This window comes from Qipengyuania flava, assembly GCF_011762005.1.
In the GTDB taxonomy this organism is placed as follows: domain Bacteria; phylum Pseudomonadota; class Alphaproteobacteria; order Sphingomonadales; family Sphingomonadaceae; genus Qipengyuania; species Qipengyuania flava.
Map to the genome: position 1 here is coordinate 149379 of NZ_JAASQU010000003.1, position 13338 is coordinate 162716.

12 protein-coding genes are annotated in these 13338 nt (G+C 64.0%); 9 read left to right on the forward strand and 3 right to left on the reverse strand.

Annotated features, from left to right (window positions below; translation table 11 throughout):
- Nucleotides 1-89: 89 nt before the first annotated feature.
- From FHS69_RS11155 to FHS69_RS11180, 6 genes are all read left to right on the forward strand, one after another.
- Nucleotides 90-1955: a PHA/PHB synthase family protein gene (locus tag FHS69_RS11155; RefSeq protein WP_166777935.1), complete on the forward strand. Its 1866-nt coding sequence runs from the start codon at nucleotides 90-92 to the stop codon at nucleotides 1953-1955.
- 106 nt (nucleotides 1956-2061) lie between these two features.
- Entirely contained in the window at nucleotides 2062-2889 is an 828-nt protein-coding gene (locus FHS69_RS11160) for a phasin family protein (RefSeq protein WP_166777766.1), read from the forward strand.
- Between the two features lie 210 nt (nucleotides 2890-3099).
- Nucleotides 3100-3462 (forward strand): ATP-dependent Clp protease adapter ClpS, encoded by a 363-nt coding sequence (gene clpS, locus FHS69_RS11165; protein WP_067468805.1) that lies wholly within the window; start codon nucleotides 3100-3102, stop codon nucleotides 3460-3462.
- A gap of 84 nt (nucleotides 3463-3546) precedes the next feature.
- Entirely contained in the window at nucleotides 3547-4770 is a 1224-nt protein-coding gene (locus tag FHS69_RS11170) for an LptF/LptG family permease (protein WP_082834520.1), read from the forward strand.
- 9 nt (nucleotides 4771-4779) lie between these two features.
- Nucleotides 4780-5877: an LPS export ABC transporter permease LptG gene (gene lptG, locus FHS69_RS11175; protein WP_166777767.1), complete on the forward strand. Its 1098-nt coding sequence runs from the start codon at nucleotides 4780-4782 to the stop codon at nucleotides 5875-5877.
- On the forward strand, nucleotides 5874-6389 hold the full coding sequence (locus tag FHS69_RS11180; protein ID WP_166777768.1) for a GNAT family N-acetyltransferase: 516 nt from the start codon (nucleotides 5874-5876) through the stop codon (nucleotides 6387-6389). The genes lptG and FHS69_RS11180 overlap by 4 nt, the downstream gene beginning before the upstream one ends.
- 12 nt (nucleotides 6390-6401) lie before the next feature.
- Here the strand turns inward: FHS69_RS11180 and FHS69_RS11185 are convergent, their stop codons facing one another.
- A complete protein-coding gene (locus FHS69_RS11185; protein WP_166777769.1) occupies nucleotides 6402-7499 on the reverse strand; it encodes a fatty acid desaturase family protein in 1098 nt (365 codons plus the stop codon).
- Nucleotides 7500-7647: 148 nt separating this feature from the next.
- Here FHS69_RS11185 and FHS69_RS11190 point away from each other — a divergent pair, with 148 nt between their 5' ends.
- Complete coding sequence (locus tag FHS69_RS11190; RefSeq protein ID WP_166777770.1) at nucleotides 7648-8811, forward strand: N-acetyltransferase; 1164 nt, start codon at nucleotides 7648-7650, stop codon at nucleotides 8809-8811.
- A gap of 124 nt (nucleotides 8812-8935) precedes the next feature.
- Nucleotides 8936-9367, forward strand: a complete 432-nt coding sequence (locus tag FHS69_RS11195; protein ID WP_166777771.1) for a response regulator — start codon at nucleotides 8936-8938, stop codon at nucleotides 9365-9367.
- Nucleotides 9368-9614: 247 nt separating this feature from the next.
- Here the strand turns inward: FHS69_RS11195 and FHS69_RS11200 are convergent, their stop codons facing one another.
- Nucleotides 9615-10361: a Crp/Fnr family transcriptional regulator gene (locus FHS69_RS11200; RefSeq protein ID WP_166777772.1), complete on the reverse strand. Its 747-nt coding sequence runs from the start codon at nucleotides 10359-10361 to the stop codon at nucleotides 9615-9617.
- 147 nt (nucleotides 10362-10508) lie between these two features.
- Here FHS69_RS11200 and FHS69_RS11205 point away from each other — a divergent pair, with 147 nt between their 5' ends.
- Complete coding sequence (locus FHS69_RS11205; protein WP_067468786.1) at nucleotides 10509-11300, forward strand: response regulator; 792 nt, start codon at nucleotides 10509-10511, stop codon at nucleotides 11298-11300.
- A gap of 262 nt (nucleotides 11301-11562) precedes the next feature.
- Here FHS69_RS11205 and FHS69_RS11210 read toward each other — a convergent pair whose 3' ends face one another.
- Entirely contained in the window at nucleotides 11563-13281 is a 1719-nt protein-coding gene (locus FHS69_RS11210) for a CHASE domain-containing protein (RefSeq protein ID WP_166777773.1), read from the reverse strand.
- Nucleotides 13282-13338 lie beyond the last annotated feature (57 nt).

The window sequence follows — 13338 nt, forward strand, 5'->3', positions numbered from 1 at the left end:
CCCTGTAGGTGCAATCGCGACGGGTGCATGGCGGTGCGGAATATCCTATTGCCTGTCCAACACGCGCTTGGCACCACGGAGCAGCGATGATGACCGACGACGGCCCCGACCCCTTCACCAACATGTTCGAAGCCCCGGCCAAGCTGGCGCGCGCGCTGTTCGCGCCGATGGCGGAAGCGACCGCGGGCACGCCGGTTTCGGCGGAGGACATGCGTCACTGGGCCGATGTCGGGATGAAGCTGCAATCGATGTGGCTCGAATACCAGACCGAGCAGCTTGCCGATCCGCAGGCGCTTGCGCCCTTCTTCGATCCCGCGCGGTGGATGGAATTGGCGCAGGACTGGTACCGGCAGATGCCGCTCGCCGATCCGGCACAACAGCAGGCGCTGATGCAGGAAGGCATCGCTCTGTGGCAGCAGGTGCTGGGCCAGTACGGGCTCGGCCCCGATACCGCCGCGCAGGCTTCGCCCGAACCCGAACTGCCGCGCAGCGACCGCCGCTTCGCCGATCCGCGGTGGCGCGCGCATCCCGCCTATGCGCTGATCCATCAGACCTACCTGTTCCTCGCCGAGCGGGTTGCCGCCATGGTCGAAAGCGCGGAAGGCCTGTCGGACGAGCGGCGCGAGCAATTGCGCTTCACCACCCGCACGCTGACCGATGCGGCAAGCCCGGCGAACTACCCGCTGCTCAACCCGGTGGTGATGGAGCGCACGCTCGAGACGCGCGGCGAGAACCTGATCAAGGGGATGGAACACCTGCTGGCCGATTTGCGCCGCGGGCAATTGTCGCACACCGACCCCAGCGCATTTACGCTGGGCGAGAACATCGCGACCACGCCCGGCAAGGTCGTCCACGAAACGCCGCTCTACCAGCTGATCCAGTACACGCCGACAACCGAGACGGTGCTGGCCACCCCGCTGGTGATCTTCCCGCCGTGGATCAACCGTTTCTACATCCTCGACCTCAACGCGAAGAAAAGCTTCGTGCGCTGGGCGGTCGAACAGGGCGTGACCGTGTTCATGGTCAGCTGGAAATCGGCCGACGCCGACATGAAGGACGTGGTCTGGGACGATTACGTGCGGGCCCAGATCGACGCGATCGACCATATCCGCGCGCGGCTGAAAGTGCCGCAGGTCCATGCGATCGGCTATTGCGTGGCGGGTACCACGCTGGCGGCGACGCTCGCGGTGCTGCATCGCCGGGGCGAGCAGGACAAGGTGAAGAGCGCGACCTTCTTCACCGCGCAGGTCGACTTCGAGAAGGCAGGCGATCTGCTCAACTTCGTCGACGACCAGCAACTCGCCGCGATCAAGGCGCTCAGTCCCGACGGCTATCTCGATGGGCGCTACATGGCCGCGACCTTCAACATGCTGCGCGGCACCGACCTGATCTGGAACTACGTGGTCAACAATTACCTGCTGGGCGAAGACTACCCCGCCTTCGACCTGCTGCACTGGAACGGCGACGTCACCAATCTGCCGGCCAAATGGCACGAGCAATATCTGCGCGACCTCTATCGCGACAACCGACTGGTCGAGGCCGACGCGCTGCAGGTCGATGATACACCGGTCGACCTCGGGCTGGTCGAAACGCCCTGCTATATCCAGGCAGGCAAGGAAGACCATATCGCCCCGGCCGAAAGCGCGTGGCGGATCACCGAGCAGTTTTCCGGTCCGGTCAAGTTCGTGCTCGCGGGATCGGGCCATATTGCGGGTGTGGTCAATCCGCCCGGATCGGGCAAATACCAGTACTGGACCAATGACGGTGAAGCACGCAGCCTTGCCGAGTTCCGCGAGGGTGCGGAGGAACATCCGGGCAGTTGGTGGCCCGACTGGATCGAGTGGCTGCGCAATCAGGCCCCCGAAACGATTGCCGCGAAGGGCAAGCGCGCACCGGGCGGGCGCGGCGATAGCGTGATCGAGGATGCGCCCGGACGCTACGTCGCGACGCGCTGACCGGGCCTACGGCGACCACTTCGCCGCTATTGTGCAGCGCACAAAATTCGCTTGACTTCGCGACTGCAGCGCCTATTTTGTGCAGTGCAACAAAGCGAGGTTTCCCATGGCTGACAGCCAAAGCAAGATCGACGCCGAAGCCGAGAAGGCTTTTGCTGCCGCGGCCGAGAAGAAGGCTGCCGGCTCGATCAGCGCGCAGAAGGTCGAGAAGGCCGTCGCCGCCGAACCCGCTGCGCCGGTAGAAACCGCGGCAATTGCCAAGGCAGTCAAGCGCAAGTCGGCGAAAACCAAGCCTGCCGCCGCCGCCGGCAAGGCCCGGAAGAAGCCCGCGACCAAGCAAGCCGTTGCCAAGCAAGCCGTTGCCAAGAAAGCCGCATCGGCCAGCAAGCCGCTTCCCGCGAAAAAGGCCAAGCCGGCGGCCAAGAATCCCGCCGCGAAGCCCGCTATCCAGACCCCCCCGATCTCCCAGCTTAAGGAAACCATCATGGCTACCGCTGAAACCGCCACCACCATCGATTACACCACCAAGGCCAAGGAAATGGCTGCCGACATGCAGACCCGCGCCAAGGCCGCCTACGACAAGGGTACCGAGATGACCAAGGAAGCCGTCGAGTTCCAGAAGGGCAATCTCGAAGCCCTGGTCGAATCGGGCAAGATCCTCGTCTCGGGCATGCAGGACCTCGGCCGCACCTATGCGGACGAAGCCAAGTCGGCCGCCGAAACCGTGCAGGGCGACGTCAAGAAGGTTGCCGAAATCAAGTCGCCGACCGAGCTGTTCCAGCTTCAGGGCGATATCGCACGTCGCAATTTCGACGCCATGGTCTCGGCGACTTCGAAGAACACCGAAGCCATGCTCAAGCTCGTCAACGACGCTTTCGCGCCGGTTTCGAACCGCATGAGCCTGGCCGCAGAAAAGGTCGGCAAGGCCGCCTGATCGAACATCGCTTCAATTCCGTCGGGCACTCTCTCTCCTCTCTCTCGCCCGGCGAATTGGACACCGTGGACCGGATGGTTACGCACCATCCGGTCCTTTTCGTTTCCGGGCAGTCGCCCGTTGCGGCACCCTGTTGCCCACCCCGCAAACAGCGACGCCTGCCGCTCGTGCCTTGCGAATTGGCGAAGCGATACGATAATGGGTCCTGCAATGGCCGAGATTCCGACATTCCCCCCGATCCGCGCTGCCGGCGAGGACGACGATTCCCGCGAAGGCGACGGCCAGGTCGGCATCGCCACCAAGACCCGCGCGAAACCCAAGAAACCCAGCCAGTACAAGGTGTTGCTGCTGAACGACGATTACACGCCGATGGAGTTCGTGGTGATCGTCCTCAAGCGCTTCTTCCGCATGGACATGGAAGAGGCGACCCGCGTGATGCTGCATGTTCACCAGAAGGGCGTCGGCATATGCGGAATATTCCCCTATGAAGTGGCCGAAACCAAGGTCAACCAGGTGATGGAATTCGCCCGGCAGAACCAGCACCCGCTGCAATGCACGCTCGAAAAGGCCTGACCGCCGCACGCTCCGGACAAGGGGCATGACCTGCGCGCAAAACCGCGCTAGGGGCAGCGGCGGAGACAATTGACCGGCGGCCCCTTGCTCAAATTCCTGCCCAGCATCGATCGCTATATCTTCCGGCTCGTGACGGTGCCGATGGCCGCGGTGTTCGCCATTGCTGCCTCGCTGCTGGTGCTCGACAAGATGCTGCGCCTGTTCGATTTCGTCGCGGTCGAAGGCGGCCCGGTGGGTGTCGTGTTCAAGATGCTGGTCGCGCTGGTGCCCGAATATGCCAGCCTGGCGATCCCGCTCGGCCTGCTGCTCGGCATCCTGCTCGCTTTCCGAAAGCTCGCCACCACCAGTGAACTCGACGTGTTTCGCGCGGTCGGGCTTGGCTATGGCCGGCTGCTGCGCGTGCCCTTCGCGATCACCGCAGTGCTGATGGCGGTCAATGTCGCGCTGGTATTCTTCATCCAGCCGATCAGCCGGTATTATTACGAGCAGATGGAATACGAGCTGCGCTCGGGCGCGTTGGGCGCATCGATCAAGGTCGGCGAATTCACCACGCTGGCCGATCGCATGGCGCTGCGGATCGAGGAAAGCGAAGATGACGGGAGACGGCTCAAGGGTATCTTTGCGCGCGTCGCCAACGATCAGGACCAGGTCCTTTCGATCTCGGCCAAGGAAGGCGCCTTCCTCGCCACCACCGACAATCCCGACACGATCATCCTGCGGCTGACCAACGGCACCATCGTGCAGGATACGGGCAGCCAGACCCCGCGTGTCCTGACTTTCACGCGGCACGATCTGCCGATCGACCTGCCCGCGGTGGAGGAATTCCGTGCGCGTGGCGATGCCGAACGCGAATACATCCTGCCCGAACTCCTGCGCATCGGCTGGAGCGACGAACTGCCCGAAGAGGCACGCGACGCCAGCCAGGCCAGCTTCAATTTCCGGCTGGTCGAAGTGGTGATGATGGCACTGCTGCCGCTGCTGGCGGTGGCGCTGGGGGTCCCGCCCAAGCGATCGAGCAGCGCGCTGGGCGTGTTCATCTCGATCGTGATGGTGGTCGCCTATCACAAGGTGAACCAATATGGCGAAGATATCGCCGCGCTTGGCCGCGTCGATCCAATTCTCGCCCTGTGGGGGCCGTTCGCGATCTTTGCTGCGCTGATCATATGGATGTACTGGCGCGTCGCGCATGTTCCCGGCGGACAGGCTATCGGCGCGCTCGAAATCTGGTTCGACAAGCTGGCCAAGCGCGTGGGCGGGCTGTTCCGTCGCCGGCGCCGGCTCAAGATCGACCTCGCGGCAGCCGAATAGCGGGACCCCATGCAGCTTGATTTCTTCCCCTCGCGCACGCTGACGCTCTATCTTGCGAAGCTGTTCGTCGCGCGGATCGCCGCGATGCTGTTCGTGCTGGTGCTCGTGCTGATGATGCTCGACCTGCTGTCGAGCAGCGGCGAAATCCTCGCCGTGGCCGGTAACGGACAGGGCGAATTGCTGACCTATGCGGGATTGCGGATACCGCAGTTGATATCGCGTTTCCTGCCCTACTCGGTGCTGCTCGCCACGCTCATCACGCTGGTGACGCTCAACCAGAACAGCGAGGTAATCGCGATGAAGGCGGCCGGGCTGTCCGCGCATCAGGTGCTCGCCCCGCTGCTGCTCACTGCCGGGCTTGTCTCGCTGGCCACCTTCGCTTTCAACGAACGGGTGGTGACCCGCGCGACGGAGACGCTCAAGGCGTGGGAAGCGGTGGATTATGGCGCGATTCCCGACGAAGAGCGCGTGCGCACCAACATTTATCTCAACGACGACGGCAATATCCTCACCGCCGCCTATCTCGCCGGGCGCGGCGAGGCGATCGCCATGCGCAATGTCAGCTGGTATCGCCGCAATTCCGAAGGCATGATCATCGAGCAGGTCGACGCCGACCGCGCGCGTTATGCCGGCCCCGGCTGGCGACTCGAGGGGATCACCCGGTTCAGCGTGCAGAACGCGGTAACCGACAGGCCCGCCACGCTTGTGGTCGGCGAAGGCCTCACCCCGGACCAGATCGACCTCGCCAAGATCGATCCCGATGCCGAACCCTTCTGGACACTGACGACCTCGATCGCCGAGTTCGAGCGCGCAGGGCGCCAGACCGACGAATTGCGCGCCAAGTGGTGGCACAAGATATCGGGCCCGCTGTCGGCCTTCCTGATGCCGTTGCTTGGCGCGGTCGCGGCCTTCGGGCTGGCGCGCTCGGGCCAGCTGTTCGTGCGTGCAGTGATCGGCATGGCGCTGGGCTTTGCCTATTTCGTGGTCGACAACGCCGCGCTCGCGATGGGCAGCTTCGGCGGGTATCCGCCGTTCCTCGCCGCGTGGGCGCCTTTCTTCCTGTTCCTGCTGATCGGTGAAACGGTGCTGATCCGCACCGAGGAATGAGCGATTATTCGATCCGCCTCGCGCGTGCCGGGGATGCCGCGTACCTGCCTGCGATCGAACGCGCCGCGGCCACGCTCTTTGCGGATGATCCTGCCGCCGACCAGGTGGACTTCAACGACGTCCGGACCGAGGACGGACATCGCAAACTGATCGCCAAAGGGCATTGCCTGGTGGCCGAGATCGGCGAGACCATCGTCGGCTTCCTGGCCAGCCAGCCATTCGGCCGCGAACTGCATATCTGGGAAATGGATGTGCATCCCGATGCGCAGGGTCAGGGCGTCGGCGCGGTGTTGCTGCGGGCATGCCTGGTCGATGCAGCGAATTCGGGTTTCCGCGCGGTGACGCTTACCACCTTCCGCGATGTGGCCTGGAACGGCCCCTTCTACGGCCGTATCGGATTTACCGAAGTGGAGGACCTGAAAGCCCATCCACGGTTGGCGAAAGAGCTGGCGGAGGAAGCCGCAGCGGGACTTCCGCCCGAGCGGCGGATCGCCATGATCCGCTTTCTGTAGGAAGCGGAGCTCCTAGCTGCGCGGGCGCATCGTGTTGCGGGCGATCCGCCCCACCAGCACACCCATCCCGGCGTGGTTTGCCCCGTGATAGCTCGAATCGTCCGCGAGTTCGGTCACCAGCCTGCGGTGTGCTTCGGCCAGCGAGTGATAGGGCATCGAGGGCATCAGGTGGTGCAGCGCATGATAGCGCAGCCCGACCGGGGCCCACAGTTCGGCAATGCGGCCGGGCGGCGGCACGTTGACGCTGTCGAGGAACTGCGCGGTCACGGTCATGGCCTCGCCCTCATTCTCCCAGAGATGGGCGACCAGCGTGCGCAGCTGGTTGAGCAGCGCGACAACCGAGGCCACGGCCAGCGCGACCAGCAGGGGTTTCCAGCCAAAGGCGAAGACGCTGCCGATCAGCGCCCAGCTCCACACCATGCCGCCCGCTTCCTGCAGCATCACCCGGCGACGCAGGTCGCCTTCGGGGTTCTTGCGGCGAAAATCGGGATTGATCGCAAGCGCGCTGAGCCGCTGCCACGTCAGCCGGCGGATCGGCGGGATGATCGCTCCCAGCGGAACGAGCACTGCGAAACGCAGCAGCAGCGCGACCGGCGCGAGCAGCGCGATAAGCACGAATGCGGGCAGGCTCCACGGCTTCATCAGCGCCAGCGGAAGGTATTCGGGATCCGCGATCGTGCCATATTGCGTGCGCTTGTGATGCAGCGTGTGCACGCCTTCATACATGAAGGACGGCGTCAGCATGGGCACGCCGACCAGCGCGTTCCAAGCGGTCCGGAAGCCCGGCAGCGCTCCGTTACGGAAATGCGAGATTTCGTGGATGAACAGCAAGGCGCGATACAGCGCGAGCACCGAGACCACGCCCAGAACGATTGCCAGCGGGAGGCTGTCGACCAAAATCGCACCCGCCAGCGCGCCATATCCCACCAGCGCCGAACCGACCATGTCGGTCCAGTAGATGTCGGCGCGATGCGCAGCGATGTCCTTGGTCAGGTCGCGCGCGGCGCGCAGCATGGCCTTGTCGTCGGGAATCTGGGCATGCCACCCCGATCCCGCGTCGCGACGCGAAACGATATCGGCAGCCGAAATCTGGGTTTGTTGCACGTTCATGGTCGATTGTCCTGGGGGGTCTTTAGCCGAAAACACACACGCAATACAGCGCCGGGTGTCGATCATAGTGATCGCGTCCGTGCGTTTCCTTGACAAAGATCAGCTAGCGCACACAGGGCTAATCCAAGCTGAACGAAGGTATGCGCGAATGGGTAGTGTGGAAGTGGTGATCGATCGGGTCGAAGGCAAGCAGGGCCGCGCGGAATTCGTCGATCTCGGCCGCTCTTTCGCCAAGCGTGAGCCGCACTGGGTCCCGCAATTGCGCTCGGAGCAGCTCGAGCTGGTCGACCCGGCGCGCAACCCGTTCTTCGGCCATGCCGACCACCAGCTGTTCATCGCGCGGCGCAACGGCACGCCAGTGGGGCGCATCTCGGCACATATCGACCGGCTCGCGCTCGACCTCCCGCGCGAACAGGGTTTCGGCCCCGGCGCGGGCATGTTCGGCTATTTCGATGCCGAAGACCAAGCCGTCGCGCACGCGCTGCTGCACGCCGCCGAAGACTGGCTGCGCGAACAGGGCATGAACCGTGCGCTCGGCCCCATCTCGATGTCGATCTGGGAAGAGCCCGGCCTGCTGGTGAAGGGCCAGGATCACGACCCGATGATCATGATGGGGCATCACCCGGAACACTACCAGCACTGGATCGAAAGTGCGGGTTATGCGCGCGCCAAGACCCTGCTTACCTACGACCTCGACGTGACTGGCGAATTCCCGCCGCTGATCCGCCGGATCGTCCAATCGGGCCAGCGTAACGATCGCATCACTGTACGTCCGGTCGACACCGCACGCTGGGACGAGGAGGTCGCCATCATCCTCGAGATCCTCAACGATGCGTGGTCGGACAATTGGGGCTTCGTGCCCTTCACTTCTGCCGAGATTGCGAATGCAGGCAAGAAACTGAAACCGATCATCCATGCCGACATCAATCTGATCGCCGAACTCGACGGCAAGCCGGTCGCCTTCATGCTGACCTTCCCCGACGTCAATGCGGTGCTTCGCAAGATAAAGGGCAGACTGTTCCCCTTCGGCTGGTTCCACCTGCTGCGCTGGCTGCGCCGCCCGCGCAATGCGGCGATGCGTGTGCCGCTGATGGGCGTGCGCCGCGAACTGCACAATTCGCGGCTCGCGAGCCAGCTCGCCTTCATGATGATCGGGCAGATCCGCGATGTCGCCACCGTCCGCTATGGCACGCGGCGCGCAGAGATCGGCTGGATCCTCGACGACAATCAGGGAATGAAGGCGATTGCCGATGCAATCGGCAGCGAAATCAACCGCGAATATGCCATCTACGAACGCCGACTGGCCGACTGACCGCGTCACGGTGTCACCATGCGGCAACGCTGGGCGAACAAGCGGATGGCAACGGGAACTGTGCGGTAGCGCCTTCCGTTGAAACCGCATGCGCGGCAATCGGCCGCACGCCATACGAGGCCCGATGACGCAGCAAACCGATACGTCCGCCAGCGAACGCCTTCCCGCCCATGTGCTGGTGGTGGAAGACGATGCCGTGCTCGGTCTCACGATCGAACAGGCGTTGCTCGATGCGGGTGTGGCCCAGGTGGTGCTGTCGGCCTCGACCGAGGAGGCGCTGCGTCGGTTGCGCGAGGAACGCCCCGACGTGATCGTGCTCGACGTGCATCTGGCCGATCGCGACGACGGCTGGGCGATTGCCGAACTGGTCCGCACGCTGGGACCCGACAGTCCGCGCATCATCTTCTCGACCGGCGCACCGCAGGACATCCCGGAAAACGTCGCCGCGCTCGGTTGCACGCTGGAGAAACCCTACGACGCGGCAGTGCTGGTCGATCTGCTGCGTCAGCCAAGGCGCCGCGGGATTATTTCGCGCCTGCGCGGGGCACTGCGATAACCTTTCCCGATTCCGTTTCGACCGGCTAGTTTGCAGCACGCTGCACGGCGTCGCGCCACCTCTGACAACAGATCAAGAAAAAAGGCCTCCACTGCAGAGCAGTGAAGGCCTTTCGGGATCGTATCACCAGCCGCTTGGACGGGAGGGGGGGTCTCGGCGGTGACATAGAGGATACGCGCCACCAGAAAGGGGGTTCCCTCGCCTCACAAAATTTTTTCACCTCGGCGTGGAAACGCCCTGTTTCCAATTAGATGAAGGGTCTCGCACGCGCGGCACCACGGTCGTACTGCGCAAATTCGGCGGTATGATCGAGATCGGGAATGCGAATCTCGCGCGATCTCCATTCGACCAACCCCTCGCGGAGCAACTGTCGCAACGTGCGATTGGTGTGCACCAGCGACAGGCCCAGCATGTCGGCGATCTGGACCTGCGTAATCGGCAAGCCCACACGATTGCCGTCATCGGCAAGACAGGTCGCACGCGCGCGGTCGATCAACCAGACCGCGAGATAGGCCACCCGTTCGCGCGCACTGCGCTGGCCGAGCGAAACGATGTGCCCCTCCAGCGCGGTTTCCTCCTGCGCTGCCAGCCAGGTGATATCGTAGCCCAGCCCCGGGTGGCTGGCGATGAGTTCGGTGAAGCGACCGCGCGGAAACCGGCAGAGCCGCGCATCGACCAGTGCCTCCACCGCGTGCGCCGTGGGTTCGTCGAAGGCGCTCTGCAGGCCGACCAGGTCGCCGGGGAACATGAAATTGACGATCTGGCGCCGCCCGTCGTCGAGCGAGCGCCAACGGATCAGCACCCCTCCGAGCAGGGTATAGAGTTGCTGGTGCGACTGCCCCTCTGAAATCAACAGATCTCCGCGCGCGAGCGCGACTTCGCCCTCCTTGAACCCTTGCATGAAGACGAGTTGGTGTTCCTCGAGCGGCCGCAGCCCCGGGCAATCCTGCAGTGGGCAATCGATACATGCGATCGGGTCGGCAATCTCGTGCAAGGCGGCGTCCTCCCGCGCGGCGTCTCTCCTGTTTGAAGCGATGCGCTGGAAAGTCTATCGCTGTCAAACCGCGGGTTGCGGCAGCGCAGGCAGGAACCTAACCTGATGCGGTCCGTTAGAAGCGCGCACCTTAAGGAAGGGGTCTAAATGTCACTAGGTGATCAGATTGCTCGTAACCTGCCCTATCTCCGCCGCTATGCGCGTGCGCTGACTGGTTCGCAGGCCACGGGAGATGCATTTGTACGTGCCACGCTCGAAGCCGCACTGGCCGACAGCGAACTCAAGGAATCGCTCGAAGGCGGGCGCGTCCCGCTCTACCGCGCCTTTAACAAGGTCTGGTCGAGCGCATACATGGATGTGCCGGAAGCCGTCGGTGCCGACGGCCATGAAAGCGCCGCGCAGGACCGACTGAAATCGGTCACGCCGCTCAACCGGCAGGCGCTCTTGCTGACCACGCTGGAAGATTTCTCTTCCGAGCAGGCGGCAGAGATCATGGACATGTCGGCCGATGATATCGAGCGGCTGGCACAGGAAGCGGTCGCGGAGATCGACCGTGAATCGGCAACCAGCGTGCTCATCATCGAGGACGAGCCGCTGATCTCGATGCAGCTCGAGGATCTCGTGACCTCGCTTGGCCACGAAGTTTGCGGCACTGCGGCCACGCGCACGCAGGCACAGGAAGTGGTCGCTGAAAAGACCCCCGGCCTCGTGCTGGCAGATATCCAGCTTGCCGACGGGTCTTCGGGTCTCGACGCAGTGGATGACATCCTGGCCATCAGCAGCGTCCCGGTGATCTTCATTACCGCCTATCCCGAGCGCCTGCTGACCGGGGACCGGCCCGAACCGACCTATCTGGTCACCAAGCCGTTCCAGGAACAGACCGTGCGCGCGGCGATCAGCCAAGCCTTGTTCTTCGGATCGAGCCGACCGCTCGGCTGAGGCCAGTCTCCAGCGCAGACAATGAAAGACCCGGGCCTCACCGCCCGGGTTTTTCTTTGCCTCCGGCCAAGGCGGGGCGCTGCAGGATAGCGGGGCTTGGGAACCCCTGTGGCAGGGGCCGCCGGTTGCTTACCCGTCGTGTCGTTACAGGGGACGGGACCATTTGCCCGGGCATGGAAGGCGACCAGCAATGGGCGCTGTTCCAAGCGCGTGATCGGTCGGCCAACCGCGTGCGGGATCTTCTGGTCCGACCGTGATCAGATCACGCGCTGGTGCCACCCGGACCGCGGCGTCGCAGCTCGAATTCGCTGGGTTTGCGCACCGGGACCAGCAAAGTGCAGCGTACGCCCTCGGGCTGGAACTCCAGATCGACCGGATGGCGCAATTCGTGCGCGACGATCTTCTCGATGAGATCGGTGCCGAAGCCGCGACGCTGCGGCTTGGAGACCAGGGGCCCGCCGCTTTCGACCCATTCGATCTTGGCCAGCGTATCGTTGACTTGTGTCCAACAGACAGTGACGCTGCCGCCCGCGACGCTGAGCGCGCCGAATTTCGCCGCATTGGTGGCAAGCTCATGGATCGCGAGCCCCAGCGACAGCGCATCGTTGGGCGCCAGTTCGGTATGCGGGCCGACCAGTTCCAGCGAATGGTCTTCGTCACGGGCATAAGGTGCCAGTTCGACCTCGACCACCGAGCGGATCGGCGTGGTGCCCCACTCCGACTGGGTGAGCAGATCATGCGTGGCCGAAAGCGCACGGATGCGCCCGTCGAGCCCTTCGGCGAATTCATCGAGATCGTCCGACCGGCGCCGCGTGAGCGAAACGATCGAGAGCACGTTGGCGAGCGTGTTCTTGACCCGGTGATTGAGCTCGCGGGTCAGTGAATTGCGGATCGAGTTCTGCTCCTCGAACCAGCTGATCGCGCGGCGATCCTCCAGCGTCTGCTGCGTCAGCAATCGCGAGACGAGCATCAGCAGGCTGGCCACCGCGAGTCCGAACAGCAGCGTGATCATCGACATCGAGGACAGCCCCTCCTCGCGTGCGGACTGAACTTCGAGCAACATCATCCGGTTGGCGAGACTGACCTCGCGGGTGACGGTGGCACGGCCGTCGATCCAGCTATCGCTTTGCGCGAGCGCCGGCCCTCCCAGGGACTCACCGTCGAGCAGCCGCGCGCCGACCGCTTCGTAGCTGACCAGTTCGCTTGCCGAGTCGAGAAACTGCCCCGCGTTGAACGGGCTGTAGATGAACCCCTTGAGTCCGCGCGTGCTGCTGAGGCCTTCATAAACGGGCATGTAGACGAGGAATCCAGCCGCATCGCCCGCGCCTTCCTGTCGCAACACGATCGGACCGCTGGCGGTGGGACGGTCATTGGCAGCTGCGAGATCCATGGCCGCGCGGCGCACCGGCTCGGCATACATGTCGTAGCCCAGCGCCCGACGATTGCGCACCGTATCGGGCTGGAGGTAGAGGATCGGGGTCAGCATGTCGCGCGGCTGTTCGGTCAGCGTGGGAGTGACACGCTTTTCCTCCACCCGGCTCATGCCTAGCCGCGTTTCGAAACCGGCCACGTCGCCGGCATTGATAACGGGTGCCCAGCCGATCCCTTCGGCCCCGCGATAGTTCGCGTCGAGCCGCAGTTCGGAAACGAACCGGCGGAAAAGTTCGGGCGTGACCTCATCCTGCGTCGACAGCAGCGCCGCCCCCGCGCGCAGGTAAGCCGAACTGGTGTAGGCGCGACGTTCGATGGCCGAGGTCATCGCCTGCGCCTTGCGCGCGACATCCGCGGCATCGCGTTCCTTCTCGCCGCGTTCGATCGCGAAGACGCTCAGCACGGTGATGGCGGTGACGAGCACGAAGATCAGCACCGGAATTCCGCGCGGATAGTCGATCAGCCAACGCCTGCGGCGCCCTTTGCGTTGGAGTTCTTCGCTGACCAGCTTCCTGCCCCTGACGATTTGCCCGACCCGATAGTAAGGCATACTATGCCGCGCGGGCGGAAATGTTCCAACTTCCGATCTGCGGGAACCCGCGGACGA

Coding starts and splice junctions, on each gene's coding strand:
- FHS69_RS11155 (WP_166777935.1), top strand. CDS start 90: ATGACCGACGACGGCCCCGACCCCTTCACCAACATGTTCGAAGCCCCG.
- FHS69_RS11160 (WP_166777766.1), top strand. CDS start 2,062: ATGGCTGACAGCCAAAGCAAGATCGACGCCGAAGCCGAGAAGGCTTTT.
- clpS (WP_067468805.1), top strand. CDS start 3,100: ATGGCCGAGATTCCGACATTCCCCCCGATCCGCGCTGCCGGCGAGGAC.
- lptG (WP_166777767.1), top strand. CDS start 4,780: ATGCAGCTTGATTTCTTCCCCTCGCGCACGCTGACGCTCTATCTTGCG.
- FHS69_RS11180 (WP_166777768.1), top strand. CDS start 5,874: ATGAGCGATTATTCGATCCGCCTCGCGCGTGCCGGGGATGCCGCGTAC.
- FHS69_RS11185 (WP_166777769.1), bottom strand. CDS start 7,499: ATGAACGTGCAACAAACCCAGATTTCGGCTGCCGATATCGTTTCGCGT.
- FHS69_RS11190 (WP_166777770.1), top strand. CDS start 7,648: ATGGGTAGTGTGGAAGTGGTGATCGATCGGGTCGAAGGCAAGCAGGGC.
- FHS69_RS11195 (WP_166777771.1), top strand. CDS start 8,936: ATGACGCAGCAAACCGATACGTCCGCCAGCGAACGCCTTCCCGCCCAT.
- FHS69_RS11205 (WP_067468786.1), top strand. CDS start 10,509: ATGTCACTAGGTGATCAGATTGCTCGTAACCTGCCCTATCTCCGCCGC.
- FHS69_RS11210 (WP_166777773.1), bottom strand. CDS start 13,281: ATGCCTTACTATCGGGTCGGGCAAATCGTCAGGGGCAGGAAGCTGGTC.